The organism is Mesorhizobium sp. M0029 (assembly GCF_040323735.1).
Lineage (GTDB): Bacteria > Pseudomonadota > Alphaproteobacteria > Rhizobiales > Rhizobiaceae > Mesorhizobium.
Genome location: NZ_JAMYVF010000005.1, coordinates 139,786 through 157,424, shown reverse-complemented (window position 1 = coordinate 157,424; position 17,639 = coordinate 139,786). Strand labels below are relative to the sequence as shown.

Below are 17,639 nucleotides of genomic sequence, written 5' to 3'. Positions count from 1 at the left end.
CTATTACCCCGGTTGACTACGCGACTACGTGACTACTCGATCGCAAAAGCGTGCAATAACAGTGGTTGCTCAGTGTTGCCAAGGAATTCGATCTAAGGCGTATGTTGCTGCAAGGGGCTTGCCTCTCCGTGCTTGCCGCTGCAAAATCTCGTCGAATTCTCGCGTACAGCGCGTTGGAAGGTCACTCTTAGGTCTAGTAAATCACGTAGTCACAGTGAGGTGCACGTGCGCAGCAATCGTAATGCTACCTCTGCACCTCGCATAGCTACGGCTGGCGAAGGTTACAACGGTGAACGCTACCTAAGAATCGATATTGGGCGAAGAGCCAGAGTGATCGTAAGGATCGACAATCTTACGGGGCAGAACAAGCGGGCTGAATTTTTCGAGCGTCTCAATAGGCATGGGGCTCATTTGATCTCGCCTAAAGCGCAGGGAGCGTTCATCGGACAAATCCAGGCTGATGGTTACCGTAAGCCGACATTCGTGGTTGTAGATAAATGTGGATGGGCTGAAGGCGCTTTCGTGCTGCCCAATCGGATCCTTGGCAAACCAAATCGCAAGCTTGAGGCTGACCTTCCAGATGCTGTTGCGAGCGCAAACAAATATGGGGTTCGTGGGACACTTGATGGCTGGAAAGAAATCCCGAATCTTGCGCGCGGCAACAGCCGCTTCATCCTAGCGCTCGCCTTAGGGTTCGTCGGCCCGCTCGGCGACATTCTCCAAGCCGAGCAGGTTGCCATGCAGTTCGTTGGCGACGGCGGGAGCGGCAAAACCAGCGTGGCGTTTGCCGCGGGCTCGATTTGGGGAACCTCCGCTAGATCCGCAGAAAGTACGAAATCCCTGGGATTCATGGAGACATGGAACAATACTGAAAATGAGGTGGAGCAGGTTGCTGCGGCTCATAACCACACATTCTTGATACTCGACGAAACGCGCACGGTTGGGTCGTCAAAGGGGAAAGACCAGCTAGCCGTGATGAAAAATGTGATCATGAAGCTTGAGCGTTCAAGCGAAAAAGGCAGGATGACGGCCACTACGCCAAAAAAGACTTGGTGGACTGCCGTTCTAAGCACCTCGAATTTATCGTTGGATGAACTGGCGCTCGATAGCAAGGCGGAACTAGACGATGCGTTTCGAGGGCGAATGATCGACATACCGCTTCCGGAGGGTGGAGCGGGCGTATTTCAGGACCTTCACGGTTTACCTGACGTCTCCGCAATTTCAGGGAAGATTCGTGATCTGGCTCAAGCCAATCATGGAGTCGCCGCACAAGCATTTCTCGAAAAGTTGACCGCATGGCGGGCCAAGGACGAGAACAATCTGAAAGCTTGGCTCAACCTGAAGCGACGCACCTATTTGAGACATGCCAAAGCCCTCCCGACCAATGGTAGGGAGTTGGGGCGATTTCACCAAAAATTCGCGACGGTGTACGCGGCAGGACGCTTGGCAAAAAAGTTCGGATTGCTGAACCTAGCTCTAGATGAACTGCGCAATGCGATATTGCAATGTGAGCGCGATCATCTCGCCCATGTTGCATCCGCGGGTGAGATGCCAGTCAAAAAGAGCTTTTCGAACGTTGATACTCTATCGCGGTTCCTAAAAGAAAACCGATCGAGCTTTGTCGATCTTAGGAATGGTTTGCCAAGTGCCGTCAGTAAGGGCTCGTTGGGTTACATAAATGTCCACAACGGATCGATAGAATACCTGCTCACGGGCAAGGTTCTCGTGGCAATTATGGGTTCTGAAGATCAGGTGAGAGAGCTGAAACGCGACCTCGGGGACCAAAACCTGCTTGTGGTGACCAAAGCGGGCCAGCAGAAATTGCGGTACACATGTAAACGCCAGATCGCGCTTGACCAGGGGCGCGCAACCGTGACCGCGATTAAAGCCGAGTTGATCGACTAAAATTCCAGGCCTTCCCCATCTCGAGCGGCCATGACGACGCTGCCCGCTCGTCTGACGAAATTCCTCTCGCGTGGACGGCAGATAACCCCTTTCGAAATGACGTATAGGCGGCGCGAAAGATATTTTCGCGCCTGGAGAGATTTGAGATAGTTGACGCGGCTTTCTTAGCTTGTTGGAGCACCTCATCACTGGAGGGGTGGCGCGGCGCACCGCTGCGTGCATGTCTACATGAGTCGACGGGATAGATTCAGGGAGCGAAGGCCGTCCGGTCCACTCGGGACTTTGCAACTCGCGCCACTATCACCGATTGACCACAAGTCAGTTACGTGAACGTCGCATCGCACCTGATGTCCGCAATGCGCCTCATGCACGAACCCGCTCCGCGGGTGGGGCGCCTCGGCCTGTGATGGCGCGACAGGCATTTGACTTGAGCGGGTAGAGGCGTCGACCTGACCATGGAGTTCCCTTCAACGAGAGGAACTCGCCATGGCTACCCTGTCGACCGGATGCACCAATCTCTCCGCTTCGCCAGAGCATGCAGCACGACATGCTCATGCGTGGCCTGGGCTCCCATACCCAGCAGGACTACGTTCGTCACGTCCGGCGCTTCGCTGCGTTCCTTGGCCGCTCGCCCGACACTGCGACGGCTGCGGACATCCGTCGATTCCAGTTGCATCAGCATGAGAGCGGCGTCGGCCCTGCCCAATCAATGGCGCGGTCTCGGCATTGCGGTTCCTGTTCCTCGTGACGCTGAAGCGGCGGGATCTGGCGTGTGCGCTAATAGCGCTTTCGGACCAATTTGGATTGAAAGAGGGCGATACCTTTAGTTAGTAGCGGTCGCATCTCGCTTCGAAAAGTCTTATGCGTTGGGCATTCTGAGTGTGTAAGACTTAAAGTAAGTCGAATTGGAATGGCGCGTCGTCGAGTAAGGCATCGATGATGGCGGACGTGAGCGGGAAACCCTGGCGTTGTGTTGCGTTGCCGGTCGAGGCAGCCGGAATCCAGGCCGATAGCGCTCGCGCCGTGTCGATCCCTTCAACCGTCTCTCCGGTGAGTTCCGCCGCCATCGCCGCGCTCACCGTTCGCCCCTGTCCCAAGGCGTGGCCGAGGCGGCTGTTGCGGCCGCCGCCCACTGTGACGTGCAGGTCGCCGATCCCGGCAAGGTCGAAGGCGGTGTCTCGCCGCCCGCCAAGCCGCTCGCACAATAAGGCCATTTCGCGCGCCGCCTGGTTGAAGGCACCTGCGGTGGGATTCCTGGTGGCGCCGCCACGCTGCACATCGGTGAAGCGCGTCTGCATCGCGCTGACGCCAATGGCGAAGAAATTCTTCAACGCGGCGCAGCCTTCGACGCCGGCTGCATCATCGGTAGTCGACAATCGGTAGTAGCTGGTTTGCATCAGTCGGGCAAAACCCGTGGCAATTTTCTCGTCGGCGCAGGCATAGACGCTCGCCGTGGGAAGGCGGTTCGCCAACTCACGCGCGATGCACGGGCCGCCGATGCCTATGAAGTGCTGCATGAGTCCGACCGCGGGCGGCACCGCTTGCGCGTAGGTGGAAAGCCTCCCGTCATCACGGACCAGACCCTTAGTCACGAAGGCGATCGGCTTCGGCGTCTGAAGCATTTCGTTGAGCTGCTTGACCGCCCATGCGATGCCAGGGCTGCTGACGCCGATGACGACAAATTCCGCTTCCGCGAAATGTGTGGGGCGCAACGCACCGAAGTCGATCGGTCTGACGCCTGCGGGCAGCGGCGCGTCGAGCTTGGGGTGGACGCCGCCCGGCCGCCGCATCGCCGCAATGGCCACACTGTCGAGATGTGTGCCGACAAGCAGCACCTCGTGGCCGTTGTCGGCCGCCGGCACCGCAAGCGCGCTGCCCATCACGCCCGCGCCGAGGATGAGGATGCGCGCCATGTCTGGATCTCCCTTCGTGTCTGTCAGCGCATCATCGCGGCGACATTGCCGCCGTCGACTGTCAACACGGCACCCGAGGTCGCCCGCGCCTTGGCCAGATGGACGAAGGCTGCCGCAACGTCGCTGCCCGTCACCTCGCGCGCGACGAGATTCCCGCGCATATATGCTTCCGCCGACATGCCGCGGGCGCGGCTGCGCTCCTCGACCATGGCATGCGTCATCAGGCCCGTGCGGATGCGGTCGGCGTTGACCGCGTTGGAGGTGATGCCATCCGCGCCGTGTTCGATCGCGTACTGGCGCATCAGCGACATCAGCGCCGCTTTCGACGTTCCGTACGGCCCGAAGTCCGGGCCTGGATTGACCGCCTGCTTCGACACGTTGAAAACCAGCGCACCGCCCGTCGCCTGGGCGCGCATCACCTTGACGGCCGCGCGGGCGATATAGTGATGGCCCCAGAAATTGAGCGCGAAGGCTTTCTCGAAGAGCGCGTCCGATACGTCGACGAGCTTACCCTGGAAGGCCGCACCGGCATTCGAGATCACGATGTCGACGCCGCCGAAACGCGCGCTCACGGCGTCGATCGCCGCCTGGACCGATTGCGGATCAGTCACGTCGCAGACCCTCCCGAAGCCGCCCAGGCGAGCCGCCTGCGTCGCCACAGATTCTGCGTCAATGTCGAGCATGGCGATCTCAGCGCCTTCGGCGCGCAGAGCCTTGGCGATGGCGAGCCCGAGGCCGCCCGCGGCACCGGTCACCACCACGACCTGCCTGGTCAGCGGCTTCTCGACGTTCTTGGCGAGCTTGGCTTGTTCCAGCGACCAATATTCAATGTCGAACAGGTCGGCCTCTGGAAGGGCTTCGAAGGCATCGATGCCCTCGGCCTTTGTGATGACGTCGATCGTGGCCTCGACGACGTCGCCGCACACCGCCGCGGCCTTGCTGGTCGGACCGGCGGCAAAGATGCCGACGCCGGGGACGTAGAAGACACGCGGCATGGGGTCAAGCATGGTCTTGATCCCACCGCTGCGGGTATTGTTGCGCTCGAAATAGGCTTTGTAGTCGGATACGTAGGCGGCGACGGCATCGCGCACCGATCCTGCCCACGCGTCGAAATCGTCCGCGACGGGAGCAGGCAGGGCCACCCCGAGCCGCTTGATGTGGATGACATGCTCGGGCGTCGCGTTGCCGCGCGAAACGAGGCTCGCCAGGTTTGATGCATTGCAAAAGTCGAGGATCTTCGGGTTGGACCGGTGTTCAAGCACGAAACGCTTCGGCATGCCCTCGATCCCGGTATCGATAGCGATCGCGCCACGCAATATGGGCGCGATCGCTGCCGCGGTCGCCAGGTTGGAAGGCGGATTCGCCACCGTAAACGGCTTGGGATTGCCCTTTGCGAGGCTGCGTTCGGCCCGGTCAATCTTGGCGATCATATCCTCGTAGGAGGTGCGGGCATCGTCCGACCACGTAAAGATGCCGTGCTTGAGCAGGATCATCCCGTTGGCCTCCGGATCGGCACGGAATGCGGCGTCGCAGGCCTTGGCGAGGTCGAAACCCGGCATGACGTAGGGGACGATAATGGCCTTGGGAAACAATTCGCGGATCAGATCCTCGCCGTTGGGCTGGTTCGTCAGCGACACGATCGCATTGGCATGGGTGTGATCGATATGCTTGAAAGGAAGGATCGCGTGCAGGATCGCTTCGACGGAAGGGTTAGGGGCCGTCGGATCGAGCAGCAGCCGGCGCTGCATCATCACCATCTCCTCGTCGCTCATCGACGCGAACTTCACCAGCGCCTTGAGCGGCTGAAGCTGGACGGCGGGTAGACCCTGCGGCTCGATCGTTCCCATGTCCCAGCCGCTGCCCTTGACGCAAAGCACCTCGACCGGGGAGCCGTCGCGCTCCGTGAAAACCGTTTTCACCGAGGTATTGCCGCCACCATGGAGAACGAGCTCCGGATCCGAACCCAGCAGCCGGGTGGTGTAGGTGCGGATCGCAAGATCACGGTTCACGCCAGCCGCGACGTAGCCGTCGACGGTCGCTGCAAAGCCCGTATCGGACCATCTTGATTTCATGAAGGCTTCTCCTTCGCGCGACGTCGTGGCGCGCCTCAATAGGGTCGATGGTGACCGACGATCTAACCTAAAGCCGTCGTTCGCTTGCCGCGTCGAAGACATGAACCTTCGAAGCAGGCACGTCGAACCGGACCTCGTCTCCCTCGCGGAACGGCAAGGTCCGGTCGACGATCGCGAAGAATTCGCCAGCCGCCGCAAGTGTGCAGAGCTGGACGTCGTGGCCGAGCCGTTCGACGAGGATTGCCGTGGTGCGGATCGGTCCGTCCGCCGAGACGACGACATCTGTCGGGCGCACCCCGCACACCACCTTCTGTCCTGGTTTGGCTGTCGTCGAATCGGGCAGAAGCAAGCGGCCATTGACGGTGTCGACGGCCGCCGCGCCGTCCGCGGCCACGACGGTTCCGTCCATGAAGTTGATGGCTGACGAGCCGATGAAATCCGCGACATACTTGCTCGACGGCGTGTCGTAGACCTCGTCGGGCGATCCCATCTGCTCGATCTTGCCGGCACGCATGACGACCACCTTGTCCGCCATTGTCATGGCTTCGATCTGGTCGTGGGTGACATAGATGGTTGTCGTCTTCAGCCTGTTGTGGAGCTGCCGGATCTCGGTGCGCATATGCGCGCGCAGCTTGGCGTCGAGGTTCGATAGCGGCTCGTCGAACAGGAAGACCGAGGGTTCGCGCACCATGGCGCGACCCATCGCCACGCGCTGGCGTTGTCCGCCCGAAAGCTCCTTGGGGTAACGGCCCAGATACGGCGTGAGATTGAGGATTTCGGCGGCGCGCTCGACCTTCGCCTTAACCTCAGCGGGGGGAAGCTTCGCGACCTCCAGGCTGAAGGCGATGTTCTCGTAGACCTTCATCGTCGGATAAAGCGCATAGTTCTGGAAGACCATCGCTATGTCACGCTCGCGCGGATGCATGTCGTTGACGCGCTTCCCGCCGATCATGAGGTCGCCGGCGCTGACCGACTCCAGCCCGGCCGTCATGCGCAGGAGGGTCGTCTTGCCACAGCCTGAAGGCCCGAGCAGCACGACAAACTGGTGATCCTCGATCGAAAACGAGACGTCCCGCATGATCTGCACGGCACCGAACGATTTGCCGATGCCCCTATATTCTACCGTCGCCATGAACTGGCCTCCGCATTTCTTCTTTTCGTTGGGCGCCGGATTTCCTGGCGTCAGTATTTCTGCCGTGTCGGCGTGATGACGATTTCCTGCACGATCGCTTTCTGCGGCATTTGGTATGCGTCGAGAATGAGCTTTGCGACGACGTCGGCCGAGATACCGCCTCCGATCGCCTTCTTGTTTGCCTGGTAGCCGGCAAGTGTGTTCTTATCGTTCACATGGTCCAGAACCTCCGTCTCGATGATCCCGGGCGAGAGCACGATCACTCGCACGTCGTGCGGTGCGAGATATTCGCGAAAGCTTTCGGACACGGCATGAACAAAAAACTTGGTGCCGCAATAGACGGTATGGTCCGGGTAGACCTTCCGGCCGGCGATCGAGCTCATCATCATCAACGTGCCGTGCTTGCGCGCGATCATTGCAGACATCACAGCATGGACGCTGTTCATCACGCCCTTGGTGTTGATGTCGATCATCTCGTCCCATTCTTCCGGCGGCTGGCTCGCGATGTCGCCGAGACGCGCTATACCGGCATTGGCGAACATCATGTCGACGGGTCCGAACTTCGCTTCGGCGTCCGATACCGCTGCGGCGATCGCCTGCCGGTCGCGCACGTCGACCCTGGCGAGCACGGCGTTGGGCAAACCGAGCGCCTCGAGCCTGTCGAGCCGCCTCGCCATCAGCAGCACGGGATGGCCGGCCGCTGAAAACGCGCGCGCCGTGGCTTCACCTATGCCCGAACTGGCGCCGGTGATCGCAACGAGCGGTCTGTCTCTAGTCATTGATGCACCCTCGCGTTGATGAAGAAACCGGGGCAGCTCGCACTGCCCCGGCGATCTGTCTCTTAGCCCTTCATCACGGCATCGACCTGGGTGGCGATGTCGTCCATGGCTTCCTTTGCCGAGCCGTAGTTGCCGGCGAAGTATTTGCCGAGCGCCACCGGAATCGTGTCGCTGGAGAGCTGTGCCCATTCCGGCAGATCCGGCTCCGAGCCCATGTGGTTGGCGATCGTCTCACGAACGACGGGCAGATGCCGTGTCGTGCCGGCCCCGACCTTCGCATTGGCCTTGACGCGCGGATCGTCATAGACGCTGGCGCGCGTCGGACCCGTGCCACCGCCGAGCGCGGTGATGAGCGCTTGCGTGTCTGCGCAGGTCGCCCACTGCATGAACACCCACGCCGCGTCCGGGCTCTTGGAGTATTTCGAGACGGCCAGGGACGAGCCGCCCTGGTGGCCGACGCCGGGGATTTCGCCGAAGCCAGTCTGGTCCTTGGTGCGCAACGAGGTCGCCTTGGGCGGAACGGCCACATCGCAGAGGCCGGAAATCTTGGTCTGCGTGGGATCGTCGAAATACGGGAAGAACTCGCCCCAGGACAGCATCGACGCCGCGACGCCCTGCGCCACTGCCTGGCCCTGTCCGTCCCATGTCCAGCCGTCGACGCCGGCCGGCATGCTCTTCTTGAGGTTCGTCCAGTATTCCATGGCCGCGAGGCCCTGCTCGTCATTGCCGACGAACTTCTTGTCGGCGTTGAAGATCGAACCGCCATGGCCCCAGAGCATCGAGGTCCATTCGCATTCGAGCGCGTAGTGGCCGGACTTCATCTGCCCGGCGATGCCCGCCATGCTCGGGCCCTTGGCGTCCATGATCGCCTTGGAGTTGTTCGCGAGCTCTTCCATCGTGGTCGGCACCTTCAGGCCCAACTCCTCATAGATATCCTTGCGGTAGATCATGATGAAGATCGGGATGTCGTAAGGGACGCCAACCATCCGGTTCTCGTACATGGCGATGCCGTCCACGAGCGCCGGGAGGAAATCGTCGATATTATAGTTCGGCATGGCGAGGTCGGGCTTGGCCTGGATCTGCTCGCGTGGGTCGAAAACGTCCTGGCTGAAGGACGCGGCCCAGCTCTGGTCGATATAATAGAGATCGTAGGTACCGAGCGACGAGGCGACGTCCAGCGTCATCTTTTGCAGGACCTGCTCCAGCGGCAGGACCTCGATCTCGACCTTGATGCCGCTCGCATCCTCGAAATGCTTCTTGAGAAACGAGTTGAGCGCATTCGACGGCGGAGTCGATTCCGTGGCGAGCTTGATGGTGGTGCCGGCGAACGGCTTGCCGACATCCGCAACCCATTTCATGATCTCCGGCGAGGGCTGTAGCGCTTCCTGGGCAGCGGCCGACGGCACGAAATTGAACAAGCCGCGGTTCATGCCCATGCCAAGTGCGCCGGCCCCGAGGCCGAGCTTGCCGGCGAGCCGCAGGAAATCGCGACGTCCCATCTCCCCCTTCACGAACCGGTCGGTAATCGATGCGAGGTGCATCTTCCGGATACTGTCTTTCATTTCACTTCCTCCAAAGTGCGGACGGCACCATTGCCATCCGTAGTCCGATAGAACCTGTCCATCCTTTGCCTACTGCTTGAGCGACCCCATTGTGAGGCCGCGCACCAGGTGGCGCTGGACGAGAAGTATGACGATAAAGGCTGGCACGATGGACGCCGCGCCGAGTGCTGCCATGTTGCCCCAGGCCGTTCCGATCGACGTCACGAAGGTCGACGAGACGACCGGCACCGTCTTCAGGCTTGTCTGTGTGAGGGTCAGGACGAACAGGAATTCCGTCCAGGAGAAGATGAAGCAGAGCACGGCGCTCGCCGCGATGCCGCCCTTGGCCATCGGCAGCACGATGCGGCGAAAGATCGTCCAGCGCGACGCGCCGTCGACCAGCGCACTTTCGTCGATCTCGGTTGGAATGTCGTCAAAGAAGCTCTTCAGCAGCAAGACCGCCAGCGGCAGGTTCATCAAGCCATGGATCAGGATCACGCCGGTGTAGGTGTCGAGCAGACTGAACTGCTTGAAGATGAAGAACATCGGGATCGCGACAGCGACCGGCGGCATCATCCGCGTCGACAGCACCCAGCTCACAAAATGATGGCGGCCACGGAAATTCATGCGCGACAGCGCGTAGGCCGCCAACGTCGCCACCACGATCGCCAGGATGGTCGAGAAGGTCGCGACGATGATCGAGTCGAGCAGCCTCGGCGCCATGTAGAAATTGCCGCCGCCGGGAGTGACGGCTTCCTGACCGCCGAAGCCGAAACCGAGCGAAATTCCGAACACCTGCTCGAAATTGCGCACCGTCGGCTCGAACGAAAAGATGATCGGCGGCCAGTTGAAGATGTCTTTCGCGTTGCGGAACGCGACCGATGTCCAGAAATAGATCGGGAAAAAGAACAGGCCGACCACGACCCAGCCCGCGATGGTGCGAAGCGCGCGCTGGCCTGATGTCTGATGCGGGAGCACGTCGGCCATCGTTACCACCGCACCTTGAAGACTTTGATGAATATGTTGGCCATGACGATAACCATGAAGAGGCTGACCAGGCTGAGCGTCGCGCCGTAACCCCACTTGGTGAAGCTGAAGGTCTGTTGCCACGCGTAATAGCTCAGCGAATAGGTGGCGGTGCCCGGACCGCCCGACGTCATCGTGAAGACGTAGTCGAAGACGCGGAACAGATCGATTCCGCGCAGCAGCACCGCCACCGCGATGACCCGCGACATCATCGGGAGCGTAAGCCGCCGGAACGTCTGCCAGGAACTGGCGCCGTCAATCATCGCCGCCTCGTATGGCTCGGAAGGCAGCGAGCGCAGGCCGGCAATGAAGATCAGCACTATGAATGGCGTCCATTGCCAGATCTCCGCGAGCAGAACCCCTGCCAGCGCAGTGCTGGAACTGGCGAGGATCGGATGTGACTTGTCGAGCAAGCCCAGCGAATCCAGCGCATAGGTGATGACACCGAATTGCGGATCCTGGAGGAGCAGGAACATCATGCCGGCGATGGCCGGCGGGATGACAAGCGTCATCGACAGAATGGCTCTAAGGGCGCCGAAACCCGGCAGTTCCGCGTCGAGCAGCATCGCGATCGCCATGCCGAGCGTCAACTCGATCACCAGCGCGATGGCGAAGTAGACGAAGGTGACGCCAAGCGAACTCCAGAATCGCGTGTCCACCCAGATCTGCTGCCAATTCTGGAAACCAACGAACGCAAGCGCGCGCTTCTTCGGCACGAACTCGTGGAAGGACAGCCAGATATTGTAGATCAGCGGGTAAATGGTGAAGACGATCAGGAACGCGACAAGCGGCAGCAGCCACGGCACGGGCGAGTCCGATATCGAGAGGCGCTTGATCTGCGCGACCGCCATAAATGTCTCCTCCCAACTCCCCGGCGGGGAGCATTCCTTGTGAAGCGGGACTAGCTCCGCGTCACTCCTTCTATCGCCTAGATAGCCAGGCGCAGACCCGTTCCCGCAGCACTCGCCGACCGGTTCCTCATCCAGCCGTCGAGTTCCTCAATTTCCTGCGCCGACATCCGCAGCACCGATTTGGTTCTTCGCCAAACCACGTCCTCGGCTGTGCGCGCAAACTCGAAGTCGATAAGATAGCAGACCTCGGCCTCCGACAGGCTGCAGCCGAAAATTCGGCCAAGGTCGGCTTCCACGCGTGCGTTTCCCAAAATGACGCGAGCCCGCGTACCATAATGGCGTACAAGCCGCCGTGCCTCGCGCGGGTCGAGAAACGGGTAGTCCTCACGCAGGCGCCAGGCGAGCTGCTCGGCGCCGTCGATCGGGAAATCGCCGCCTGACAGTGCCTTGGTCGCCGTCCAGCCGGCATGACGTGCGACATCCGGAAACAATCCAGCCAGACGACTGAGGGCATCCTCGGCGAGGCAGCGGTAAGTCGTGATCTTGCCGCCGAAAACCGTGAGCAGCGGCGCGGTCCCTGCCGGCACATCGAGCGAAAGCACGTAATCACGCGTCGTGGACTTCGCGTCGACAGAACCATCGTCGTAAAGCGCGCGCACCCCGGAATAGGACCAGACGACTGCATCGGTGGTGACCGGCTCGCGGAAATAGCCGGACGCGGCGCTGCATAGATAATCGATCTCGGCCGCCGAGGCGCGCACCTCATCTGCCGGACCCGCCTGATCGACATCGGTCGTGCCTATGAGGGTGAAGTCGTCCTCATAAGGGATTGCGAAGACGATGCGGCCGTCCGGCTGCTGGAAGATGTAGCAGCGATCGTGGTCGTAGATCTTCGGAACCACGATATGCGAGCCGCGCACAAGCCGCAGCTTGCCGTCAGCCAGGACGCCGGCACGCTCGATCACGTCACCAGCCCATGGACCCGCCGCATTCACTAGGCTGCGCGCGCGGATGGTCCGCCGTTCACCGGTCTCGACATCTTCCACGACGACGATCCACAGCCCGCGTTCACGCCGCGCCGCCAGGCAGCGTGTGCGCGGGTTGATCGACGCGCCCTTGCTCTCCGCGTCAGCCGCATTGAGAACGACCAATCGGTTGTCCTGTACCCAGCAGTCCGAATACTCGAAACCAATCGAGGATCGGTGGCGCAGCGGCTCGCCAGAAATATCGCTGCGCAACCGCAGCGTCTTCGTAGGCGGCAGCCGCTTGCGCCCGCCGAGATTGTCGTAGATGAACAGGCCGAGCCGCAGCAGCCAGGCTGGACGCAGACCCTTGCGATGGGGAAGCACGAACCGCATCGGCCAGATGATGTGCGGTGCGATTCCCCACAAAGTCTCGCGCTCGGTCAGCGCATGCCGAACAAGTTTGAAATCATAGTGCTCCAGATAGCGGAGACCACCATGGATGAGTTTGGTGGAGGCCGAGGACGTGGCTCCTCCGATGTCGCCCATCTCGCACAGATAGACTGAGAGCCCGCGACCTGCGGCGTCGCGTGCAATGCCGCAGCCGTTCACGCCACCGCCGATGATCGCGATGTCATAGACTGCGTTCATGCTGCCACCGATCGTGACTGGCGCCTTGCAGGATCGTGTTGGCGACTTCCACGAAGCCCTCGCCACCAGGTCCGCGGGACACGAAGGCGGGCAAGGCATCGATCGCGTCGCGAAATGCCAGCACGTTGGAGACACCGCAGGCATTCGGGAAGAAGCCGAACATGGGGGCGTCATTGGGGCTGTCGCCGACGAAGACGGCAAGGTCGCGATCTCGGTCGATATCGAACCCGAGAATGTCCGCCGCAAAGCGCCGCGCGGTCGACAGCTTGTCGTAGGCGCCGAACCACCCGTTGACATGGATGGAAGATATCTTGGCGACGGCGCCTTCCGCTTCGAACATCGCCTGGATGCGGCCAGCCGCCTCGAGAGGCAGCGGCGGCACGTCTTCGCAGAAATCGATCGCCAGATCGGCCTCGCGGTAAAGCTGGTCGGAGGCGATGGCGCAGCCTGGCACCGCGCTCAGGATGCGTTCTCCGAGCGCTGCAAGCCGAGCGCGGTCGACCGCCCTTTGCTGAGTTTCGACGGCGAAAACACGACGCATGCGCCGCGCGGATCGATCATAGGCGAAGTAGAAGGCGCCATTCTCCCCGACGACCCCGTCGATAGGCCACATCCGGGCAATCATGTCGCACCAGCCCGCCGGACGGCCGGTGATCGGCGCGACCGCGATGCCTGCTGCCGAGAGTGCCTCGAGAGCGGCATAGGCCGAAGCGGGAAGCACGCCATCGTGGGTCAGTGTGTCGTCGATATCGCAGAACACAACCGCGATCCTGGCAGCAACCTCGACGGGCATGTCTGCGAGCGGACGCATTCTCTTAGAGCTCCCCGGCCGCGAAATCTTCGAGGAGGCCACTGTCGGCGGCGAGGTCAAGGAAGGAGTAGCGGTTGCGCATCTCGCGACAATGGACCACCGCCTCGCGGTAGAAGTCGACGGGAAGTCCGAGATCGGCTGCCGTCAGCGGACCGCCTGCGGCAGTGAGAAGGCGGACCATTTCGGCAACCGGCAGCGTGAAGGCCAGGAGTTCCTGCCGCAACTCTGGCCACAGAGTGACGAGCGTCTCGTTCAGCGCCTCGGCACCGGCTGCGTCGAGGAGCTTTGGAGCAATCTCGGCATAGCACTGCGCGGCCGCCTCAGTGCCCATGCGTCGCGCCATGTCCTGCGGATCGATGCGCGTTGGGCGGACAAGCGGCGGCGTTTCGCTGGCAAGCATGGTCTGCTGCAGCCGCGCCATGGTGAGCGTGGCGACGCCAACCTGCTGACCATGCAGGGTGCCTGGATGCCGCTTTCCGGCGAAACAATCGATGTAGTGCGACACCTGATGCTCGCCCATCGAACCATGGTTCGACATGCCGGTGAACGAGACCCCAAGCCCACATAGCGTCAGCACGCGGTACAGATAGCCGTGAGCGGCCAGGTCGCCTTTTGGCAGGAGTGCGGCGCGAGCGTTGAGCTCGGCTTCGTCCTTGTCCTGGATGAGAAATGGCAGCGTGGCATAGAGCGTCAAAAAAAGGCGATGCGAAAGCCACCAGTCCACCTGCGCGACGGAGCGCACCAGGCAGTCTGCGAAACCGGCGGCGGCGAGGTGCTTGGGAGCGGCGGCAGACACGCCAAGATCCGCAAAGAAGCCTGCCGGGGCGTGCGAGGGCAGGGAAACCTTCAGCCCGCTCTCGAGCGTCATCGAGGCGGTGGTCGAGGTATAGCCGTTCATGGACGCAGCGGTGCCGAAGACGCAGTAGCGCCGGCCATCGAGGCCGGTGACGTATTTGCAAAGATCGTTGATGGTTCCCGAGCCCACGGCAACGACGGCCCCGACGCCCCTCAGATCGTCTGCGAGGCGCGTCGCCGTGGCGATGTCGGCATGTGGATTGTCGAGGATCAGCGTATCGACGGAACCGAGCGCCTTGAGCGCCTTTGCGATCCGCCCGCCCATGGCGTCATAGGTCGCTGCGTCGGCAACCACTTTGAAACTGGTGCCAAGCTTGAGTGCCCGAACGAGGTCCGCCTCGCGGCCTTCGAGGCTATCGGCGATCACGACGGACTCGTATGGAACCGTCTTGATCAAGCCGGTCTCGGGATTGACCCAACGACCGGCGACGATCTCACCGATGAGCTCCGACCAGTCGATGCCGGAGGGCGGCGATGATGAAGCGAAGGGCGCTGCCATGTTCATGAGAATGCCTTAGAGATCCTGCCACGACAAAAGATATCGAGATGTGGCATATGTCAAGACACTTGCCAGTCACAATTGACATAAGTCCAATTATATTCGATGAACTTGCCATGAAGCGCGAAGCGATCCCGACCAGTTCCCGTCTCGCGACCCTCGCCCCGGCGGCGGTAATCCCGACCGAATTCGACGATGCGATCGTCTGGGCGGCCTGGCTCTACTATGCCGACGAGATGACCCAGAGCGAGATCGCAAAGATGCTTGGCGTCTCACGCGCGACGATCGTCAACTACCTCCAGGAAGCACGCGCGCGTGGCATCGTGACAGTTAGGATCAGCAGCGAGGCGGGCGGGCGGACGTTGCTGGCGCGTCGCCTCAAGGAGCGGTTCGGTTTGGAAGGGGCGTTTGTCATCCCGACGGGCGACGATGCCGCGCTAGTGAAGCGACTCGGCGATGCCGGGGGCAGAGTGTTGGCCGAAATGATCAGGCCTGGCGATACGATCGGCGTGGCCTGGGGGCAAACGGTTCTTGCAGTAGCCGATTCGGTTTCGCTTCCCGCCGCGCTGGAGGGCTTGACGGTCGTTCAGGTCTCTGGAAGTTCGACGGGCAGCCCGGATTTCTCGCCAGAACTGTGCACGTCGCTTCTGTCGCGGCGGATCGCGGCGCGCTGCGTGAACTTGCTCGCGCCAGCGGTTCTGTCGACGCCTTCGCTCAAGCGACAGCTTCTCGCCGAGCCCGTGCTCCTGAAGCAGTTCGAACTGATCCACTCGGCCAATCTCATCCTGTTCGGCGTCGGCGACATCGGGCCGCGCAGCACGGTGCGGGCCTCCAATATCGCGACACAAACGGAGATGGACGCCTATGTCGCGCGCGGCGCCACTGCCGTCATCATCGGCAGGTTCATCGACCGCGACGGCAAGCCGATGTCCGGCGAGCTGGACGATCGAATGGTCGGCATCGAGTTGGAGGAACTAGCCCAAGTGCCGATTAAAGTGTGCGTCGCGGGCGGGAAATCCAAATTGCCTGCCATTCTTGCCGCTTTGAAGGGCGGCTATGTGACCCATTTCATAACCGATGCCGCGACCGCCGAGGCGCTTACGGCCTGACAATCTGAAGCCCTGGAGGAGGAGACCATGGCGAAAGACACCCGATACGTCGTCGGAATCGACTCGTCGACGCAGTCCGTCAAGGCCATCGCATGGACGCGCGACGGCATGCCCGCGGCCGAGGGCCGCGCGCCGCTCGACATCAGCCTGCCCCGGCCTCTGCATGCCGAGCAGGACGCCGACCAATGGTGGGTGGCCACCCGTACCGCGCTGAAGGCCGTGACGGCTGCCATCGACCCGGCCAGCATCGACGGCGTCGCAATCTCGAACCAGCGCGAGACCATGGTTCTCGTCGACGAGCAAAACCGTCCGCTCGCCCCGGCAACGCTGTGGCTCGACCGGCGCGCGCAGGCGATGACGCAGGAACTCAGCGACGTGTTCGGCGCCGAGACGCTGCACGGCATTTCAGGCAAGCCGGTTGGCGTCATCCCCTGCCTCTACAGGCTCGCTCATATGCGCAGGCATACGCCTGAACTTCTGGACAAGGCGCATCTCATTCTCGACGTCAACGGCTTCCTGCTTCGGCATCTTACCGGAACCTCGCACGCGACCTGGACGAGCGCGGATCCATTCGGCATTTTCGATATCCGCGAGAAATCATGGTCGCGCCCGCTGCTCGATCACCTCAAAATCCGGAAGAACCAACTCCCCGACGTTCTCGCGCCGGGTCGGCAGGCCGGCACGATCCACGCTTCGGCCGCGGCCGAGACGGGTTTGAGAGAAGGGACACCGATTTTCGCGGCTGGCGGCGACGGCCATTGCGCATCGCTCGGCGTGAACGCGGTGCGGCCCGGCATCGTTTATCTCAATCTCGGCACGGCGGTGGTCAGCGGCGTTTGGGCGGCTCAGCCGGAACTCAGCCGTTTCTGGCGAACCCTGATTTCGCCGACAGGCGAAGGCTACCTCCTGGAATCGTGCCAGCGCTCCGGCGCCTTCTTCCTCAACTGGTTCATCGACAATTTCGCCGGGGGCCGTAGCGATCAAAGGGTTTTTGCGAAACTTGACGAGGCGGCGGCTTCGATCCCGGTCGGTTCGGATGGCGTCTCGGTATGCTCCTATCTCGTCGGCTGCATGGACCCGCACTGGGATGAAGACGCGCGAGCGACTTTCACCGGCATGGCGCCCGAACATACGACCGCTCATATCTATCGCGCCTGCCTGGAAGCCATCACGCTCGAATTCGCGCGCTCGCTTGTCGCGGTGCGCGACAAGCGCTTGGCCACGGAGCGGATTCTGGCGATCGGCGGCGGAGCCAGCAATCCTGTCTGGCTCAAGATGATTGCCGACTCGACGTCGATTCCGGTGACCCTCAGCCTCTCTAACGAAGCATCCGCCCTTGGCGCGGGCATCTACGCGGCGGTCGGGGCAGGATGGTATCAGAGCCTGCAGACCGCGGCAGAGGGTATGACACGCACCGCCGGCGAGATCGAGCCTGATCTCTCCACGGCAAGCGCGTGGGCAGCGCTTTCAGCGCGGCAGGCGCGGGTCTATGCTGCGAACCGAATGCTCGTCTGACGATCGCGGTGCGACAAC

The 17,639-nt window shown here is 61.7% G+C and carries 14 protein-coding genes; 4 read left to right on the top strand and 10 right to left on the bottom strand.

Annotation, left to right across the window (positions count from 1 at the left end; genetic code table 11):
• Positions 1 to 219: 219 nt before the first annotated feature.
• Both NKJ76_RS11175 and NKJ76_RS11170 read left to right on the top strand, forming a co-directional pair.
• Complete coding sequence (locus NKJ76_RS11175) at positions 220 to 1,905, top strand: DUF927 domain-containing protein (protein ID WP_352537411.1); 1,686 nt, start codon at positions 220 to 222, stop codon at positions 1,903 to 1,905.
• 535 nt (positions 1,906 to 2,440) lie between these two features.
• Positions 2,441 to 2,653, top strand: coding sequence for a phage integrase N-terminal SAM-like domain-containing protein (locus NKJ76_RS11170; protein WP_352537410.1), 213 nt, complete (start codon positions 2,441 to 2,443; stop codon positions 2,651 to 2,653).
• A 142-nt stretch (positions 2,654 to 2,795) separates the two neighbouring features.
• On the opposite strand, the gene NKJ76_RS11165 is transcribed toward NKJ76_RS11170, so the two are convergent.
• The 10 genes from NKJ76_RS11165 to NKJ76_RS11120 form a co-directional block, all read right to left on the bottom strand.
• Positions 2,796 to 3,818 carry a glycerol-3-phosphate dehydrogenase gene (locus tag NKJ76_RS11165; protein ID WP_352537409.1) on the bottom strand — a complete coding sequence of 341 codons (1,023 nt, stop codon included), beginning with the start codon at positions 3,816 to 3,818 and terminating at the stop codon, positions 2,796 to 2,798.
• 23 nt (positions 3,819 to 3,841) lie between these two features.
• Positions 3,842 to 5,890, bottom strand: coding sequence for a bifunctional aldolase/short-chain dehydrogenase (locus NKJ76_RS11160; protein ID WP_352537408.1), 2,049 nt, complete (start codon positions 5,888 to 5,890; stop codon positions 3,842 to 3,844).
• Between the two features lie 67 nt (positions 5,891 to 5,957).
• Positions 5,958 to 7,022, bottom strand: coding sequence for an ABC transporter ATP-binding protein (locus NKJ76_RS11155; RefSeq protein WP_023832292.1), 1,065 nt, complete (start codon positions 7,020 to 7,022; stop codon positions 5,958 to 5,960).
• Between the two features lie 50 nt (positions 7,023 to 7,072).
• On the bottom strand, positions 7,073 to 7,801 hold the full coding sequence (locus NKJ76_RS11150; protein WP_352537407.1) for an SDR family oxidoreductase: 729 nt from the start codon (positions 7,799 to 7,801) through the stop codon (positions 7,073 to 7,075).
• 62 nt (positions 7,802 to 7,863) lie between these two features.
• Positions 7,864 to 9,363, bottom strand: a complete 1,500-nt coding sequence (locus tag NKJ76_RS11145) for an ABC transporter substrate-binding protein (RefSeq protein ID WP_023832294.1) — start codon at positions 9,361 to 9,363, stop codon at positions 7,864 to 7,866.
• Between the two features lie 69 nt (positions 9,364 to 9,432).
• The gene (locus NKJ76_RS11140) at positions 9,433 to 10,329 is read right to left on the bottom strand and encodes a carbohydrate ABC transporter permease (protein ID WP_023832295.1); all 897 of its coding nucleotides are present in this window, start codon (positions 10,327 to 10,329) and stop codon (positions 9,433 to 9,435) included.
• Positions 10,330 to 10,331: 2 nt separating this feature from the next.
• A complete protein-coding gene (locus NKJ76_RS11135) occupies positions 10,332 to 11,219 on the bottom strand; it encodes a carbohydrate ABC transporter permease (RefSeq protein ID WP_023832296.1) in 888 nt (295 codons plus the stop codon).
• Positions 11,220 to 11,296: 77 nt separating this feature from the next.
• Complete coding sequence (glpD, locus tag NKJ76_RS11130) at positions 11,297 to 12,832, bottom strand: glycerol-3-phosphate dehydrogenase (protein WP_352537406.1); 1,536 nt, start codon at positions 12,830 to 12,832, stop codon at positions 11,297 to 11,299.
• The gene (locus tag NKJ76_RS11125; protein ID WP_023832298.1) at positions 12,816 to 13,643 is read right to left on the bottom strand and encodes an HAD-IIB family hydrolase; all 828 of its coding nucleotides are present in this window, start codon (positions 13,641 to 13,643) and stop codon (positions 12,816 to 12,818) included. Before NKJ76_RS11125 ends, glpD begins: the two co-directional genes overlap by 17 nt.
• Before the next feature lie 4 nt (positions 13,644 to 13,647).
• Positions 13,648 to 15,003 carry an iron-containing alcohol dehydrogenase gene (locus tag NKJ76_RS11120; RefSeq protein WP_352514341.1) on the bottom strand — a complete coding sequence of 452 codons (1,356 nt, stop codon included), beginning with the start codon at positions 15,001 to 15,003 and terminating at the stop codon, positions 13,648 to 13,650.
• 110 nt (positions 15,004 to 15,113) lie between these two features.
• On the opposite strand from NKJ76_RS11120, the gene NKJ76_RS11115 reads away from it, so the two are divergent.
• Both NKJ76_RS11115 and NKJ76_RS11110 read left to right on the top strand, forming a co-directional pair.
• Positions 15,114 to 16,106: a sugar-binding transcriptional regulator gene (locus NKJ76_RS11115; protein WP_050589940.1), complete on the top strand. Its 993-nt coding sequence runs from the start codon at positions 15,114 to 15,116 to the stop codon at positions 16,104 to 16,106.
• Between the two features lie 27 nt (positions 16,107 to 16,133).
• A complete protein-coding gene (locus tag NKJ76_RS11110) occupies positions 16,134 to 17,621 on the top strand; it encodes a xylulokinase (RefSeq protein ID WP_352537405.1) in 1,488 nt (495 codons plus the stop codon).
• Positions 17,622 to 17,639: the final 18 nt, after the last annotated feature.